Here is a 15,955-nt window from a genome sequence, read left to right as displayed (position 1 = left end):
GTCGGAGCCCCTTCAGCCGAGGCGGTCGGCGAGGTCGGCGACGGTCCACGGGCCGTCGCTCTCGATGGTCGTGACGTCGTGCCAGCCGGCGAGTTCGGAGATGGCCCCGCCCTGCACGGCGAACACCTTGCCGGTGATCTTGCAGTTCGCGTCGGCGAGACGCGCGACGAGCGGGGAGATGTTGGCGGGGCTGAACGCGTCGAACTCGCCCTCCGGCACCTCCTCGGCGAACAGTGCGCCCATGCCCGGGGTGGCCAGCGTGAGCCGGGTGCGGGCGATCGGGGCGATCGCGTTGACCCGGACGCCGTAGCGTTCGAGTTCGTCCGCGGCGACCAGGGTGAGTGCGGCGATGCCCGCCTTCGCGGCGCCGTAGTTGCCCTGCCCCGCGTTGGGCATGAACGTGCCCGACGCGGACGCGGTGTTGATCACGGACGCGTTGACGGTCTCGCCTGCCTTGGTCTGTGCCTTCCAGTGCGCGGCCGCGTGGTGGAGGGTGGCGGCGTGGCCCTTGAGGTGCACGGCGATGACGGCGTCCCACTGGCTTTCGGCCATGCCCGCGATGAAGGCGTCCCGCAGGATGCCCGCGTTGTTGACGAGGACGTCGAGTCGGCCGAACTCGTTCACCGCCTGGGCGACGAGCCCTTCGGCGCCGTCCCAGGACGCGACGTTGTCGGTGTTCGCGATTGCCCTGCCGCCCGCGGCGACGATCTCGTCGACCACCTGCTGCGCCGGGCCCGCGTCCGCGCCGGTGCCGTCGTTCGCGCCGCCGAGGTCGTTGACCACCACGGCAGCGCCCTCCCGCGCGAAGAGCAGCGCATGCTCCCGGCCGATTCCGCGTCCGGCGCCGGTGACGACGGCCACCCGTCCGTCGAGTGTTCCCATGTGCGTGCTCCTAGGTTTCTGTGTCCGCGATGACGGCGAGGCCGTCCTTGATGACGAGTTCGTCGCCGACGGTGGTCTCATAGGCGTACGACTTCGCCCCGCCGGTGGACTCGCCGGCCTGCCGGAACTGCGTGGCGATGTCCTGGCCGGGCAGGACGGGTTTCGCGAACCGCACCGCGAGACGGCGGAGACGTTCGACCCGGCCGTCGGCGAGTTCGGTGAGCGCCGCCCACGACGTGAACGCCATGGTGCACAGGCCGTGGTTGATGATTCCGGGAAGTCCCGACATGCGGGCGATCTCGTCGTCCAGGTGGATCGGCATCGGATCACCGGAGGCGGGGGAGTACCGGAACGTCTGGTCGTCGTCGATGTGCTGGGTGATCGACGCGACCGCGGCCTGTCCGCGCAGGGACTCGTCGAACCGGTGGGCGGGTGCCTGCTCGCCGAGACCGGCTCCCGCGTCGACCTTCCGGAAGAACGCGGTCATCCACTGCTCGTTGACCAGTTCACCCTCGTCCGTGGTGGTTTCGACGTACACGACGACGGTCGATCCGTTCGCGCGACCCTCGAAGCCGATCGGCTTCGCGCGGACCACGAGGGTGTCGCCGGGCCGGATCGGACGGTGGAAGTGGAAATTCTGCTCGCCGTGCACGAGTTTCATGAGCAGTTCGACCGGGGCCACGGACAGTGCGGCCGGTGCCATCGACGTGAACGCGGGGACCACCGCGAACACCGGCGGTGCGACCTCGCCGGCGCGGTGGCGTTCGATGGGATCGTTGGTGGCCGCGGCGTACTCGGCGATCCGCTCGGCGGTGACGTCGAACCGTTGCGGATCGGTCCACTCACCGAGGCCGTTCGTGTCGAATTCGACGGTGGGGGTGGTCATGCGGATCAGCCCACCATGTCGGCGAATCCGGCGAGGGAGGCCTCCAGATCCGCTTTCGCGTTCTTGGCGACGGCCTTGCCGATGGGGCCGACGATCATCGTTCCGGTGAAGCCGGCGTCGATGATCGCCTTGGAACCGGAGCCGTCGGGTTCGACCTTCAGGGTGAACTCGACCGTCACCCCGGCCATGCCGGTGCCGGAGATCTTCACCCTCTCGGGCACCTCCACCTCGGTGACGGTCCACTCGATCTTGTTGGCCATGCCCATCACGGAGACGACCTCGGTGAACTTCGATCCGAGAGCGACCTGGGCGGGGATCTCGCTCTTCCAGGACTGGTGGATGGTGAGCCACTCCTCCCAGCGGGACAGGTTGGACAGGGCGTCCCACGCCTTGTCGGGGGACGCGGGCAGGGACGCTTCGACGGAAACGGAAGCCATGGTGTACTCCTGGTGCTCGAGGTGAAAGGGATAGGGGGAGAGGAGGATCAGAGTGCGCGGTAGGCGGTGACGACGACGGCGCCGCCGAGGCCGATGTTGTGCTGGAGGGCGACCGTGGCCCCGTCGACCTGACGCCGGTCGGCCGTGCCCCGGAGTTGCCAGGTGAGTTCGCTGCACTGGGCGAGCCCGGTGGCGCCGAGCGGGTGTCCCTTGGAGATGAGGCCGCCGGACGGGTTGACCACCCAGCGCCCGCCGTACGTGGTGTCGTCGTTGTCGACGAGTTTGCCGCCCTCGCCCTCGCCGCACAGGCCGAGAGCCTCGTAGGTCAGCAGTTCGTTGGTGGAGAAGCAGTCGTGGAGTTCGATGACGTCGACGTCGTCCGGTCCGATGCCCGCCTGTTCGTAGACGCGGGCCGCGGCGGTGCGGGTCATGTCGGCGCCGACGAGGCTGATCGCGCTCCGGTCGTCGAACGTGCTGGGGAGATCGGTGACCATGGACTGTCCGACGATCTCCACGGCCTGCCCGGCGAGGTCGTGCGTGTCGACGAACTTCTCGCTCACCACGACGACGGCACCGGAGCCGTCCGAGGTGGGGGAGCACTGCAGTTTGGTGAGCGGTCCGTAGATCGGCTTCGAGCCGAGGATCTCGTCGAGCGTGTACTCGTCCTGGAACTGGGCGTACGGGTTGTTCTGCGAGTGGCGATGATTCTTCACGCCGATCTTGGCGAACTGCTCCGCCGTCGTCCCGAAGCGCTCCATGTGTTCCTTGCCCGCGGCGCCGAACATGTACGGGGCGGGCGGCATCGCGAACTCCTGAAGTTCGGCGAGCGCGAGGAGGTGGCGCATCATCGGCTGTTCCCGGTCGTCGTACGTGGACCCGAGGGAACCGGCCTGCATCTTCTCGAATCCCAGCGCCAGTGCGCAGTCGGCCTGACCGCTGCGGACCGCCTGGGTGGCGAGGAACAGTGCGGTCGACCCCGTCGAACAGTTGTTGTTGACGTTCACGATCGGAATGCCGGTGAGGCCGAGTTCGTAGACGGCGCGCTGCCCCGACGTGGACTCGCCGTACACGTATCCGACGTACGCCTGCTCCACCAGTCCGTAGCCGATCCCGGCGTCCTCGAGTGCCCGGCCGCCCGCCTCACGCGCCATGTCGGGGTAGTCCCACTCCCGTGCGCCCGGCTTCTCGAATTTCGTCATCCCGACGCCGACGACGAACACCCTGTTACCCATTGCGGCTCCCTGAGTCGGAGAAATGTGTGTGTGACACCCTGTCTCATCAAAGTAAGTGAGACAGCCTGTCCAGTCAATAGTCCGATGGGTAACGTATGGCTGATGCCGGACAAAGTGGAAACCGCCGCGTCGCCGCTGGGCGACGGCCGCGCCACGCGCTGGGAGGACCACAAGGCGGAGCGCCGAAGCCGGATTCTCGAAGCCGCGATGGACGCCATCAACGAGGACGGCCCCGACGTAGGTGTCCAGCAGATCGCCAACCGCGCCGACGTGCCGCGGTCGGTGGTCTACCGGATCTTCGCCGACCGCGGCGACCTCGACGAGCAGTTGCGAGCCCGCATCATCGAGCGGTTGATGGCCGACCTGGCGCCCACGCTGACGCCGGAGGGAACCGTGCGGGAGGCGATCGCGCGCGCGGTCGAGACGTACCTGCGGTGGATCGTCGAATACCCACGCCTCCACCAATTCCTCGGCACCGGATCTCCCAGCAGGCGCACGACGGGGTCGCGGGTGGTGACGGGAACGAAGACCGCGATCGCCCTCCAGTTGTCCGGTCTGCTCGCGACGGTCCTCGACGCGGTGGCCGGCAATTCGGATCTGGCGGAATCGCTGGCCTTCGGGTTGGTCGGACTGGTGGACGCGAGCGTCAACCGGTGGCTGAGCAACCCGCAGTCGGCGCTCGGCAGCGACGAACTGGCCGAGTTCCTCGAGGTGTCGATCTGGCAAGTGCTGCACGGCAATCTGGCACGGATCGGCGTCGCGATCGACCCGTCGACCCCGGTGTCGGAACTGCAGTAGTCCGCGCGGCGTGGCCAGCTACCATGGCTTCCATGCCCTCCCGGCGAGGTTCACCGGCCGCTTTCGAGCAGGTCCGGGTGTCGGACACGGCGGTCGGCGACGCCGTCGCGCGCTTCGCCAGTGCCTGGGAGTCGTCGGCGTCCGCGCCCGACCTCGCCACGTATCTGCCGGTGTCTCCCGCGCTCCGCCGGGTCACGCTCATCGAACTGGTCAAGGTCGACCTCGAGCACCGCTGGCTCCGCGGCGACCACCCGAAGCGGCTCGCCCAATACTGTGCGGAGTTGCCCGAGCTGCGGCGGTGGCCGTTGCCCCCGGACCTCCTGTACGAGGAATTCCACATCCGGCGGCGCAGCGGCGAGTCGGTCGAGGCGAGCGAGTACACGCAGAATTTCCCCGGGCAGGCCGGCCAGCTCGACGAACTGCTCGGCGCCGGCGAGTACCAGAGCACCGCGCTCCACCGCGGGGAGCCGACATCGGTGGATCCGGCGGGCGGCGGGACGCTCGACGACCTGGAGGCAGGCCAGCGGATCGACGACTTCGACCTGATGACCGGTCTCGGCCGCGGCGCGTTCGCGCGAGTGTTCCTGGCCCGGCAGCGGTCGCTGCAACGGCTGGTCGCGGTGAAGATCTCGCTGGACCACGGCACCGAACCGCAGACCCTCGCCCAGTTCGATCACGACTACATCGTCCGCGTCTTCGATCAACGGCTTCTCGCGGGCCGCGACCTGAGATTGCTGTACATGCAATACGTCCCGGGCGGCACGCTGCTCGACGTGGTCGTCCGGGTTCGGGAGACGCCACCGGAGTCGCGCAGCGGCGCCGTGCTGCTCGATGCGATCGACCGGGCCCTGGTCGGGCGCGGCGAGATCCGGCCCAGCGAGTCCGAGGTGCGCCGGGAGATCGCGACGTTGACATGGCCCGAGACGGTGGCCTGGCTCGGCCGCCGGCTCGCGGAGGCGCTCGACTACGCCGGCCGCCACGGCGTCCTCCACCGCGACGTCAAACCGGCGAACGTGCTGCTGACGGCGGAAGGTGTTCCGAAGCTCGCCGACTTCAACATCAGTTTCAGCGGCAACATCGCCGGGTCGAGTCCTGTCGCGTACTTCGGCGGCTCGCTGGCGTACATGTCACCGGAACAGCTCGAGGCGATCCACCCGGACCGGCCGGGCGCACCCGCCGACCTGGACACCCGCAGCGACCTGTATTCGCTCGCCGTCGTCCTCTGGGAGTTGCTGACCGGCAGAAGGCCTTTCGACGACAGCGACGCCGAATTGCAGTCCCACCCGCCAGGTGACCGCACCACCCTCGACGCGATGCTCGCGCGGAGGCGGGGGCACGACGAACCGGCCGCCGACGCACTGCCCGCCGACTGTCCGAACGCGCTGCGGCGGGTGCTGCTGAAATCGCTGGCGCCGGAACCGGGCGATCGGTTCTCGTCCGGCGCCGAGCTCGCCCAGCAACTCGACGTGTGCCTCGACGAGCACGCCCGCGATCTGGTCGATCCGCCGCCGGGGAGCTGGCGGCTGCGGATGCGGCGGTGGACGCACCCGGTCATGTTCCTGGCCATCGCGGTCCCCAACTTCCTGGCCATCCTCTACAGCTACCAGCACAACAGCACGCTGATCATCAGCAAGCTGCCGCCCGCCGCGCAGGAGAACTTCGAGCGCATCACCCGGATCGACTACACGGTCGCGTTCCTCATCGGCGCCGTGGGCACGGTGTCGATGGTGATCTACCTGACGGTGGTGGCCGGCGGTCTGCGCCGGGGGCGGGTGTACACCGGTGCCCAGCTGGCCCGGGCGCGCCGGGACACCCTGCTGCTCGGGCAGCGGTGTGCACTGCTCTGTCTCGGACTGTGGATCGTCAGCGGCCTCGTCGTGCCGATCACGCTGGAGGTGAGCGGCAGCCGGGTTCCGTGGAACACGATCGTCCACTTCACGGCGTCACAGCTGGTGTGCGGGGCGATCGCGGTGGTCTATCCGTTCTTCTTCGTGAACTTCTACGCGGTGCGCTGCCTCTATCCGGTATTTCTGCGGCACGGCGAGATCAGTGCCTCGGACGCCCGGATGTTGAAGCGGCTGGGACGCCGCAGCACGCTCTTCCTCGCGGCGGCCGCCGCCGTGCCGCTGCTCGGGGTCGCGGGGGCCACGTTCATCCCGCCGGAGGATCTGCCCCGGGTGATCGTCGCGCTCCGCGTCCTGTGCGTCGGCAGCGTCATCGCGTTCGTCGGGGCCTATTGGATGTTCCGGATGCTGTCGGAGGACCTGCAGGCGCTGGAGCGCGTCGTGTCCGGCACCCCGCGGCACGAGTGATCAACCGAACAGGGTCAGCCACAGCAGCGAGACGTTGAGCACGACGATCAACGCCGCGGCCACCCAGGCGGCGACCGTGGTGGCGGTCGCGTTGCGGTGGACGCCCATCAGGTCGCGGTCCGACGTCATCCGCACGAGCGGGATCACGGCGAACGGGATGCACAGGCTCAGGACCACCTGGCTGAGGACAAGGGCGAACGTGGGGTCGACTCCGATCGCGAGCACGACGAGCGCGGGGATGAGGGTGACCACCCGGCGCAGCAGCAGCGGAATCCGCATCGAGAGCAGGCCGTACATGATCTCGGAGCCCGCCGCGCATCCGATCGACGTGGACGCCAGGCCGGACGCCAGCAGTCCCACGGCGAAGATGACGGCGACCGTCGGGCCGAGCGAACTCTGAATGGCGGCGTGCGCGCCGTCGATCGAATCGGTGCCGGGAATCCCGCGCAGGGCCGACGCGGCCAGCAGCAGCATGCCGATGTTCACCGCGCCCGCCACGATCAGCGCACCGACCACATCCCACTTCGTCACCTGCAACAGTCGGGCGAGACGGCGGCCTTCGAGGTCGTTTCCGTGCCGGTCGCGGGCGAGGGCGGAGTGGAGGTAGATGGCGTGCGGCATGACCGTGGCGCCGAGCATGCTCGCGGCCAGCAGTACCGTCTCGGTGCCCTCGAATCGCGGCACGAGGCCGGCGAGTGCGTCCGTGCCCGACACGTCGGTGAACGCGAGACCGGTGAGGAATCCGACGGTGATGATCGTCAGGAGTCCGATCACCACGAACTCGAACGTCCGCTGGCCGCGACGGCTCTGGATCGAGAGGATGCCCATCGACACGACGCCCGTGATGAGGCCGCCGACGAAGAGGGGAACGCCGAACAGGAGGTTGAGCGCGATCGCGCCGCCGATCACCTCGGCGAGGTCGGTGGCGATCGCCATCGCCTCCGCCTGCAGCCAGAACGCGCGACGGTTGCCGGTCCGTAGTCGGGTGCCCAGCATTTCGGGCAGTGACTTGCCGGTGACCAGCCCGAGTTTCGCGGACAGGTACTGCACCAGCACGGCCATGGCGTTGGCGAGTACGAGAACCCAGACGAGCAGGTATCCGTACTTCGCGCCCGCGGTGAGGTTGGCGGCCACGTTGCCGGGGTCGACGTAGGCGATGGCCGCGACGAAGGCGGGTCCGAGAAGCGCGATCGTCCGGAGACTGCCCTTGCGGGGGGCGCGGCGCGGGAGGAGAGGGCTGGGGGCCTCGATGCTCACTGGACTCCTGAGGGTGGTCGCGACGATCTACCTGCTAATTCGTATCTCCGGACTATAGAGTTAGGCGCGACGAACTTTCAAGTGCAGCGAGCAGTTCTGTTCGAAATCCCCGCCCGCGGGGCTATATTCACTAGAACGTGTTCTACCGCCGGTGGAAGGGAGTCCCGATGGGTCAGGTTCTCGACAGGATCGACGCCGTCGCCGAGCAGATCCGCGGACAGGCCGTTCAGTCGGAAGCGAACTGCCGGCTCACCGACACCGCCGCCGGCCTGCTGCGTGACTCCGGGGCGATCCGGCTGCTGCAGCCCAAGCTGTACGGCGGCTACGAAGTGCATCCCCGCGAGTTCGCCGAGACCGTCATGGGAATCGCGGCACTCGACGGCGCGAGCGGATGGGTCGCCGGGGTCGTCGGCGTGCATCCGTGGGAACTTGCCTTCGCCGACCCTCAGGTGCAAGAGGAGATCTGGGGCGAGGACAACGACACGTGGATGGCCTCGCCGTACGCGCCGATGGGCGTCGCGACACCCGTCGACGGCGGCTACATCGTGAGCGGCCGGTGGTCGTTCTCGTCGGGAACCGATCACTGTCAGTGGGCGTTCCTCGGGGCGATGGTCGGCGACGGTGAGGGCGGCATCGCGATGCCACCGTCGTCGCTGCACGTGATCCTGCCGCGCACCGACTATCGGATCGTCGAGGACACGTGGGACGTCATCGGCCTGCGCGGAACGGGAAGCAAGGACGTCGTCGTCGGCGGTGCGTTCGTCCCCGGTTATCGGACGTTGAACGCGTCGAAGGTGATGGACGGCCGTGCCCAGCGGGAGGCGGGCAGGCCCGAGCCGCTGTTCAGCATGCCGTACTCGTGCATGTTCCCCCTCGGCATCACCGCAGCCGTCATCGGCATCACCGAGGGCGCGCTGGCCTGTCACATCGCGGCGCAGAAGGACCGCGTGGCCATCACGGGCCAGAAGATCAAGGAGGACCCCTACGTCCTCAGTGCCATCGGGGAGTCCGCCGCCGAGATCAATGCGTCGCGGGTCTCCCTCATCGAGACCGCCGACCGGTTCTACGACAAGGTCGACGCAGGCGAGGAGATCACGTTCGAGGAGCGGGCGATCGGACGCCGCACCCAGATCGCCGCCGCGTGGCGTGCGGTGCGGGCGGTGGACGAGATCTTCGCGCGCGCCGGCGGCGGGGCGCTGCACTACAAGACTCCGATGCAGCGGTTCTGGCGAGACGCGCACGCCGGTCTCGCTCACGCGGTTCACGTGCCCGGGCCCACCAACCACGCGAGCGCGCTCACCCAGCTCGGCGGCGAACCGCAGGGAATGATGCGGGCCATGATCTAGACGCCGGAGGCCGAGGCTCGCGCCTCGGCCTCCGGCATCGGATCAGAGTGCGGCCGCGGCGAATCCTGTCTCGAGGTCGGCGAGGATGTCGTCGATACCCTCGATTCCGACGGCGAGCCGGACCAGTCCGGGCGTCACACCGGCGGCGAGCTGCTCCTCCGGGGTGAGCTGCGAATGCGTCGTCGACGCCGGGTGGATCACCAGCGAGCGCACGTCGCCGATGTTCGCGACGTGGCTGTGCAGGGTGAGCGCGTTGACGAACTTCTTCCCGGCATCGACTCCGCCCGCCAGCTCGAACGTCACGATCGCACCCGGCCCCTTCGGCGTGAGCTGCCGTGCACGCTCGTGCCACGGCGAGGACGACAGACCGGCGTAGGCCACGGACGTGACCTCCGGGCGTGCCTCGAGGAACTCCGCCACCTTCTGCGCGTTGGCGACGTGCCGCTCCACCCGCAGGCTGAGAGTCTCGATGCCCTGCGCAATGAGGAACGCGTTGAACGGGGCGACCGCCGAGCCGAGGTCGCGCAGCAACTGCACCCGCGCCTTCAGTGCGTAGGCCGGGGCGCCGAGGTCCGCGAAGACGACGCCGTGGTAGCTCGGGTCGGGGGTGGTGAAGTTGCTGTGGCGGCCCTGCGTCCAGTCGAACGTGCCACCGTCGACGATGACGCCGGCGATCGCGGTGCCGTGCCCGCCGAGGTACTTGGTGGCGGAGTGCACCACGATGTCCGCGCCGTGCTTCAGCGGCTGCAGCAGATACGGGGTGGCCACCGTGTTGTCGACGATCAGCGGGATCCCGTTGTCGTGGGCCACCTTCGAGATCCCTGGGATGTCCAGGACGTGGTTCTTCGGGTTGGCGATCGTCTCACCGTAGAACGCCTTCGTGTTCGGGCGGACGGCGCCGCGCCACTGCTCGACGTCGTCGGGGTCGTCGACGAACGAGACCTCGATGCCGAGCTTGGGCAGCGTGTAGTGGAAGAGGTTGTAGGTGCCGCCGTACAGGTACGGGCTGGAGACGATGTGGTCGCCGGCCTCTGCGAGGTTCAGTACCGCAAAGGTTTCCGCGGCCTGCCCGGAGGACAGCAGCAGGGCGGCGACGCCGCCTTCGAGGGCCGCGATGCGCTGCTCGACCGCGTCCTGGGTGGGGTTCATGATGCGGGTGTAGATGTTGCCCGGCTCGGCCAGACCGAACAGCGCGGCAGCGTGATCGGTGCTGTCGAACGTGTACGAGGTGGTCTGGTAGATCGGCAGCGCCCGCGCCTTGGTGGTCGCGTCGGACGTCTGCCCGGCGTGGATCTGCTTGGTCTCGAACGACCAGTTGACGGTGGGATCGATGCTCTCGGTCACGAGTGGTGTTCTCCTGGATCTGTGCGGTGGATGTGGTGAATCAGTTGTCACGGGTGGATGTTTCGACGACGGTGTGCACCGTGGTCTGGTTGCGGGTCAGGTCGAGGACGGGGCAGTGCGCATCCACCGCCTCCTGCAGGTCGAGGTAGCGTTCGTGCGATTCCGGACCGGTCAGCGTCACGACGACGCGCACTTCGCCGAACCCGGCACGGACGGCGTCGTCGAAGCCGAAGAAGCCGCGCACGTCGAGGTCTCCCTCCGCGCGCGCCGAGATGTCGTCGACGCGGACACCGAGCTTCTCGGCCCAGAAGCGGTACGTCACCACCTGGCACGAGAGCAGTGAAGCGAGGTAGTACTCCACGGGATTGGCGGCCGCGTTGTCGCCGCCGAGCGCCGGCGGTTCGTCCACCTCGACGCTGTACTTGCCGAGCGTCACGGTGCTCGCGACGGCGTCGTGTGCCCGTGCGGAGGCGCGGAAGACGACGTGGGCGTTCGCGGAATCGTGGGACACGGCGTCGCGGGTGGCGCCGATGACGGACGTGAGATGCGAAACGGAGGCGGTGGTCATGACAGATCGAATCCTTCGACGACGAGGGTGTGCAGGAAGAACCCGGCGTGGAGAGACGTCACGCCGGGACGGGTCCGATCAGGAGATCGGACACCTCGAGGTACACACCAGTGCGAAATCGACATGGCGACGCCGCGTCAGCAGCTCGCCTGAGTCGATCACGCCGGATCCGGTCACGGATCAGACTGTAACCGCACGACACGCATTCCGACCAGTCACACAGGAAATTTCGCTCACGAAGTGGGCAGCGCGCGGCACAGGGTGTCGAGGGTGGCCGCGAAGCGCGCCGACGACGGCGTGCTGTAGCCGACGACGAGCCCGTCGGGTCGGCTCGCGGGACCGTCGGGATGACGGAACGTGCGCAGACCCTCCACTGCGAGGCCGAGTGACGCGGCCCGGTCGACGGTGGCCGTCTCCGTCCCGGCGGGAAGTTCGAGGACGGCGTGCAACCCGGCCGCGATGCCGGTGACGTGCACGTGGGGCGCGCGGGCGGCGAGGGTCTCGACGAGAGTGTCGCGCCGGCGGCGGTACAGGGTGCGCATCCTGCGGACGTGCCGGTCGAACGCACCCCGCTCGATGAAGTCGGCCAGGGTGAGCTGGTCCGTGGCGCTGACCCACCGCTCGTACAACCCCTTGACCGCCAGGACGTCGTCGATCAGGCGTTCCGGCAGCACCATCCATCCCACCCTGATGGCGGGGGAGAGGGACTTGCTCACCGTGCCCAGATAGGCCACCTCGTCCGGGGCCAGACCCTGCAGGGCGCCGACGGGTTGGCGGTCGTACCGGAACTCCCCGTCGTAGTCGTCCTCGATCACGATCGCACCCGTCGTGCGCGCCCATTCCACGAAAGCCGTTCTCCTGCCGGGATGGAGCGGACCTCCGGTGGGGAATTGGTGAGCCGGGGTGAGCAGGCACGCCGACAGTCGCGGGCCGGTCGCATCCGGGGTCTGTGCGCCGTGGGTGTCGAGGTGCAGGGGGACGGTGCCGACGCCGGCGTCGCCGAGCAGTTCGCGGTGCAGATGCAGCCCGTATCCCTCGACGGCGATCGGCCCCGCCACGGCGCGGGCGAGCAACCACAGTCCGTGGCCCGAGCTGGCACTGACCACGATGCGGTCCGGGTCGGTGCGCACTCCCCGTGCGCGAGAGAGGTATTCGGCAAGAGCCTGACGGAGTTCGGGTCGGCCGCGCGGATCGCCCGGTCCGAACGCGTCGTTGGGCGCCGCGGTGAGCGCCCGGCGCGCCGACGACATCCAGGCGGCACGGGGGAACTCTGCGACATCGGGCGAGCCGGGCATCAGGCTCAGCGCCGGACGTGCGACGGCGGTGGCCGGGACGTGCGTGGGGCGCGGCGCCTCGCCCCCACGGGCGGCGACCCGCGTCCCCGACCCCTGCCGGGCGGTGAGCCAGCCCTCGGCCACGAGTTCGGCGTACGCCTCCGCGACGGTGTTGCGGGCGATGCCGAGATCGAGGGCCAGGGTGCGGGACGGCGGGAGGGTGGTGCCCGCGACGAGCCGTCCCGAGCGGATCGACTCGCGCAGCGCGGAGATCAGGTGTGCGCGCAACCCGGGAGAGCGTGCCCCGCCGGACGCCGTGAGGTCCAGGTGCAGGTCGCGGCCCAGACCCGAATTGGCCCAAGAATCCATGTTTGAATTGAACCACGAAGATGGGCTATTGCGCGCCTACTGTTGTTCGTATGACCACAACAGAGCGCAAGACCCGGGTCGATCTCGCACGCAAGGCCCCCGCCGTCTACAAGGCGATGATCGCCCTCGACGCCGCCGCCCGGCAGGGCCTCGACCCGGAGTTGGTCGAGCTGGTGCTCACCCGATGCTCCCAGATCAACCACTGCGCCTGGTGCATCGACATGCACACCGCGGACGCCCGCAAGATCGGCATCAGCGAACAGAAGCTGTACCTCCTCAACGCGTGGGAGGAGGCGCACGGCCTGTACACCGACCGGGAGCGCGCCGCATTCGCCCTCGCCGAGTCGATCACCGTGCTGACCGACGGCTTCGTTCCCGACGCGGTGTACGAGGAGGCGGAGGAGCACTTCGACGAGACGGAACTGGCTCAGCTCATCGCACTGGTGCTCACGATCAACGCGTGGAATCGCATCGCCGTGAGCACCCGCAAGACCCCGCGGGTGCGCTGATCGCAGGGTGGAAACCTGCCGGGTGTCCCTCGTCGGCGGGGACGGTCCTGCCCGGGGTGTCCTATACACTCTGAATACTTCAAGGGGGCAGGAGAAATGGACTGCGATGGTTGCGCGGAGTGAGATCAGCGTCGGAGTGCTCGCCCGCGCGGTCGCGATCCTCGATGTGGTCGAGTCGAGCCCGATGGGCGCGAGCGACCTCGCCCGCGAACTCGATCTGTCTCTCTCCACCACGTACCGGCTGGCAACCGACATGGTCAAGCACGGCCTGCTCCGTAAGGATCACGAAGGCCGCTTCTACCTCGGGCAGCGTTTCGTCACCACGGCGCTGAGTGATCTCTCGGTTCCGGCTCTGCGTGAATTGGCCCGGAAGACAGGAGAATCCGCTCAGCTGTGGGTGCGGCGGGGGGAGTCCCGGCTCTGTACGGCCAGCGTCGATTCGCAGCACGAACTGCGGGTCGCGCTGCCCGTCGGAACGCTGGTGCCGCTTCCGCAGGGGTCGAGCGGTCACGTACTCTCCGGCGACTGGGAGGCCGACCCCGAAGCGGTGAAATCGGGTTGGTGGGTGTCGGTTTCGGAACGCACACCGGGATCCGCCTCGATCAGCGCGCCGGTGCGCAGGCACGGCGACATCGTGGCAGCCGTGTGCGTGTCCGGTCCCGAGGGGCGTATGGGAGACGACCTGGGTGCCCGGATGGGCCACGCAGTCGTCGCTGCTGCGCGGCAGATCGAAGAATCCGTTCCGGGCGACTGAGTCGCTAGTCGGTGGCGAACGTGGTGACGTCCGCCGACCGATGTTGCTGTGCCAGTTGGCGGTAGACGGCCGCGTTGGCGGCGTTGTGGGCGACCTCGTCGTCGGTGAGTTCGCGGCGAACCTTCGCGGGCACGCCCGCGACGAGTGACCGCGGCGGAATCCGGGTTCCTTCGAGCACCAGTGCGCCGGCGGCGATCAGCGATCGTGTGCCGATCACCGCGCCGTTGAGGATCGTGGCACCCATGCCCACGAGGGCCCCGTCCTCCACCGTGCATCCGTGCAGGACGGCGTTGTGGCCCACGCTGACGTCCCGGCCCACGACGACGGGGAATCCCGGGTCGACGTGAACGGCCACTCCGTCCTGGATGTTGCTCCCGTCGCCCAGGCTGATCGAATCGCAATCGGCCCGCAGCACGGCGCCGTACCAGACGCTGGCCTCGGCGCCCAGGACCGCGGCGCCGATCACCGCGGCCGTCGGCGCGACCCAGGTGGTCTCTTCTGCGCGCGGCGTCTTTCCGTTGATCGAGACGACGTGTGGTTCTCTCACTGTTCTCCTCCTGTCGAGCAGCGGATTCCCGCTGCTTCGTGCCGATGCCCGTTGCCCATTGTCCTGTGGCGCGTATGCCGGGCATTGCCAATTGTGACTGCTACCACTACCGTCATTCCTATCAGACGGGAATGCAGCTTCCAAATAATGAGAATTACCAGTTGGGCGCCCGTCGATATCCGCGACAGATCGACGAGGGAGAACTCTCACATGCAGGTCCCAGAGAACGGCCCGTTGCACGGCATCCGTGTGCTCGAGCTCGGCAACTTCATCGCAGCGCCGATGGCGAGCCGCATCTTCGCCGATTTCGGTGCCGAGGTCGTCAAGATCGAGCGCCCCGGGGTCGGCGACGAACTACGAGGCTGGCGTCGCCGTCGGGGTGCGACGTCGATGATGTTCCGCACCATCGCCCGCAACAAGAGGTCTGTCACGCTCGACCTCCGGACCGACGAGGGCCGCGCGATCGCTCTCGACCTCGCCGCCGAGTCGGACGTCGTCATCGAGAACTTCCGGCCGGGAACGCTCGAACGGTGGGGAATCGGTCCCGACCAGCTCACGGCCGCCAACCCCGACATCGTGCTCGTCCGGATCTCCGGCTACGGACAGACGGGCCCGTACCGGGAGCGCACCGGATTCGGCGGCGTCGCCGAGGCCTTCGGCGGACTGCGGCACGTCACCGGCTATCCGGACCGTCAATCGGTCCGGGCAGCGGCCCCCGTCGCCGACGTGCTCGCGGGACTGCACGGCGCGATCGGCGCCCTGATGATGTTGCTGGCCAAGGCAAGACAGGGTGATCACTCGACCCCGCGGGTAGCGGACGTGGCACTGTACGAGTCGGTGTTCATGGCGATGGAATCCCTCGTTCCCGACTACGACGCGTACGGCATGGTCCGCGAACGGACCGCGGGCAACCTGCCAGGCGTGGTCCCCAGCGGCGTCTACCCGTGCGACGGCGGCTCGGTCATGATCGCCGGCAACTCCAGTGGCGTGTTCGGCCGCCTGATGCAGGCGGTGGGTCGTCCCGATCTCGCCGACGACCCCGAACTGGCCGACGGTGATCAGCGATTCCGACGGGAAGCGGAACTCGACGACGCGATCTCCTCGTGGACGTCGCCGCGGCGTCCCCGCGACGTGGTCGCCGAACTCGGCGCCGCCGGCGTGCCCGTGGGCGAGGTCTACGACGCGGTGCAGATCGCCGAGGACGAGCACTACAACGCCCGCGGGATGCTGCAGAGCCTGAAGGTCTCCGTCGACGGGGAACCCGAAGAGGTGCGTTTTCCCGGAGTCGTCCCGCAACTCGACGGCGAACCCACCCAGGTCCGCTGGGCCGGTCCCGAGCTGGGGGAGCACACCGACGAGATCCTCGGCGAACTGCTCGGACTGTCGGGCGACCGGCTCGACGACTACCGCGCCCGCAAGGTCATCTGAACCGTCAGGAGT

15 protein-coding genes are annotated in these 15,955 nt (G+C 68.5%); 6 read left to right on the top strand and 9 right to left on the bottom strand.

From position 1 onward, the window contains the following. Positions 1-12: 12 nt before the first annotated feature. The 4 genes from ACFTWF_RS12545 to ACFTWF_RS12530 are packed head-to-tail and all read right to left on the bottom strand — an operon-like array spanning position 13 to position 3,437. Positions 13-882 (bottom strand): SDR family oxidoreductase, encoded by an 870-nt coding sequence (locus ACFTWF_RS12545; protein WP_378461530.1) that lies wholly within the window; start codon positions 880-882, stop codon positions 13-15. A gap of 10 nt (positions 883-892) precedes the next feature. After that, positions 893-1,768: a MaoC/PaaZ C-terminal domain-containing protein gene (locus ACFTWF_RS12540; protein ID WP_378461529.1), complete on the bottom strand. Its 876-nt coding sequence runs from the start codon at positions 1,766-1,768 to the stop codon at positions 893-895. 5 nt (positions 1,769-1,773) lie between these two features. Then, positions 1,774-2,205 carry an SRPBCC family protein gene (locus ACFTWF_RS12535; RefSeq protein ID WP_378461528.1) on the bottom strand — a complete coding sequence of 144 codons (432 nt, stop codon included), beginning with the start codon at positions 2,203-2,205 and terminating at the stop codon, positions 1,774-1,776. Between the two features lie 47 nt (positions 2,206-2,252). Next, positions 2,253-3,437, bottom strand: a complete 1,185-nt coding sequence (locus ACFTWF_RS12530) for a lipid-transfer protein (protein WP_378461527.1) — start codon at positions 3,435-3,437, stop codon at positions 2,253-2,255. Between the two features lie 102 nt (positions 3,438-3,539). Here ACFTWF_RS12530 and ACFTWF_RS12525 point away from each other — a divergent pair, with 102 nt between their 5' ends. Further along, positions 3,540-4,235, top strand: coding sequence for a TetR/AcrR family transcriptional regulator (locus ACFTWF_RS12525; protein WP_378461526.1), 696 nt, complete (start codon positions 3,540-3,542; stop codon positions 4,233-4,235). 77 nt (positions 4,236-4,312) lie between these two features. Next, entirely contained in the window at positions 4,313-6,547 is a 2,235-nt protein-coding gene (locus ACFTWF_RS12520) for a serine/threonine-protein kinase (RefSeq protein ID WP_378461525.1), read from the top strand. Here ACFTWF_RS12520 and ACFTWF_RS12515 read toward each other — a convergent pair whose 3' ends face one another. Next, positions 6,548-7,804 carry an Nramp family divalent metal transporter gene (locus ACFTWF_RS12515; RefSeq protein WP_378461524.1) on the bottom strand — a complete coding sequence of 419 codons (1,257 nt, stop codon included), beginning with the start codon at positions 7,802-7,804 and terminating at the stop codon, positions 6,548-6,550. A gap of 167 nt (positions 7,805-7,971) precedes the next feature. Here ACFTWF_RS12515 and ACFTWF_RS12510 point away from each other — a divergent pair, with 167 nt between their 5' ends. After that, positions 7,972-9,150, top strand: a complete 1,179-nt coding sequence (locus ACFTWF_RS12510; RefSeq protein WP_378461523.1) for a hydroxylase — start codon at positions 7,972-7,974, stop codon at positions 9,148-9,150. Between the two features lie 42 nt (positions 9,151-9,192). On the opposite strand, the gene ACFTWF_RS12505 is transcribed toward ACFTWF_RS12510, so the two are convergent. The 3 genes from ACFTWF_RS12505 to ACFTWF_RS12495 all read right to left on the bottom strand — a co-directional run bounded on the left by ACFTWF_RS12505 (position 9,193) and on the right by ACFTWF_RS12495 (position 12,705). Continuing rightward, complete coding sequence (locus ACFTWF_RS12505; protein WP_378461522.1) at positions 9,193-10,494, bottom strand: bifunctional o-acetylhomoserine/o-acetylserine sulfhydrylase; 1,302 nt, start codon at positions 10,492-10,494, stop codon at positions 9,193-9,195. Positions 10,495-10,534: 40 nt separating this feature from the next. Next, entirely contained in the window at positions 10,535-11,062 is a 528-nt protein-coding gene (locus ACFTWF_RS12500) for an OsmC family protein (RefSeq protein ID WP_378461521.1), read from the bottom strand. Between the two features lie 233 nt (positions 11,063-11,295). After that, positions 11,296-12,705, bottom strand: coding sequence for a PLP-dependent aminotransferase family protein (locus ACFTWF_RS12495; RefSeq protein WP_378461520.1), 1,410 nt, complete (start codon positions 12,703-12,705; stop codon positions 11,296-11,298). Positions 12,706-12,755: 50 nt separating this feature from the next. Between ACFTWF_RS12495 and ACFTWF_RS12490 the strand changes: the two genes are divergently transcribed. Beyond that, positions 12,756-13,214: a carboxymuconolactone decarboxylase family protein gene (locus tag ACFTWF_RS12490; protein ID WP_378461519.1), complete on the top strand. Its 459-nt coding sequence runs from the start codon at positions 12,756-12,758 to the stop codon at positions 13,212-13,214. A gap of 106 nt (positions 13,215-13,320) precedes the next feature. Continuing rightward, positions 13,321-13,968, top strand: a complete 648-nt coding sequence (locus ACFTWF_RS12485) for an IclR family transcriptional regulator (RefSeq protein ID WP_378461518.1) — start codon at positions 13,321-13,323, stop codon at positions 13,966-13,968. 4 nt (positions 13,969-13,972) lie between these two features. Here ACFTWF_RS12485 and ACFTWF_RS12480 read toward each other — a convergent pair whose 3' ends face one another. Further along, complete coding sequence (locus ACFTWF_RS12480) at positions 13,973-14,515, bottom strand: gamma carbonic anhydrase family protein (RefSeq protein WP_378461517.1); 543 nt, start codon at positions 14,513-14,515, stop codon at positions 13,973-13,975. A gap of 210 nt (positions 14,516-14,725) precedes the next feature. Here ACFTWF_RS12480 and ACFTWF_RS12475 point away from each other — a divergent pair, with 210 nt between their 5' ends. After that, positions 14,726-15,943: a CaiB/BaiF CoA transferase family protein gene (locus ACFTWF_RS12475; RefSeq protein ID WP_378461516.1), complete on the top strand. Its 1,218-nt coding sequence runs from the start codon at positions 14,726-14,728 to the stop codon at positions 15,941-15,943. Positions 15,944-15,955: the final 12 nt, after the last annotated feature.

The sequence above is a fragment of the Rhodococcus sp. NPDC056960 genome (assembly GCF_042674125.1).
Lineage (GTDB): Bacteria > Actinomycetota > Actinomycetes > Mycobacteriales > Mycobacteriaceae > Rhodococcus_F.
This window is presented reverse-complemented; position numbering and strand designations above follow the sequence as displayed.

Coding starts and splice junctions, on each gene's coding strand:
- ACFTWF_RS12545 (WP_378461530.1), bottom strand. CDS start 882: ATGGGAACACTCGACGGACGGGTGGCCGTCGTCACCGGCGCCGGACGC.
- ACFTWF_RS12540 (WP_378461529.1), bottom strand. CDS start 1,768: ATGACCACCCCCACCGTCGAATTCGACACGAACGGCCTCGGTGAGTGG.
- ACFTWF_RS12535 (WP_378461528.1), bottom strand. CDS start 2,205: ATGGCTTCCGTTTCCGTCGAAGCGTCCCTGCCCGCGTCCCCCGACAAG.
- ACFTWF_RS12530 (WP_378461527.1), bottom strand. CDS start 3,437: ATGGGTAACAGGGTGTTCGTCGTCGGCGTCGGGATGACGAAATTCGAG.
- ACFTWF_RS12525 (WP_378461526.1), top strand. CDS start 3,540: ATGCCGGACAAAGTGGAAACCGCCGCGTCGCCGCTGGGCGACGGCCGC.
- ACFTWF_RS12510 (WP_378461523.1), top strand. CDS start 7,972: ATGGGTCAGGTTCTCGACAGGATCGACGCCGTCGCCGAGCAGATCCGC.
- ACFTWF_RS12500 (WP_378461521.1), bottom strand. CDS start 11,062: ATGACCACCGCCTCCGTTTCGCATCTCACGTCCGTCATCGGCGCCACC.
- ACFTWF_RS12495 (WP_378461520.1), bottom strand. CDS start 12,705: ATGGATTCTTGGGCCAATTCGGGTCTGGGCCGCGACCTGCACCTGGAC.
- ACFTWF_RS12490 (WP_378461519.1), top strand. CDS start 12,756: ATGACCACAACAGAGCGCAAGACCCGGGTCGATCTCGCACGCAAGGCC.
- ACFTWF_RS12485 (WP_378461518.1), top strand. CDS start 13,321: ATGGTTGCGCGGAGTGAGATCAGCGTCGGAGTGCTCGCCCGCGCGGTC.
- ACFTWF_RS12475 (WP_378461516.1), top strand. CDS start 14,726: ATGCAGGTCCCAGAGAACGGCCCGTTGCACGGCATCCGTGTGCTCGAG.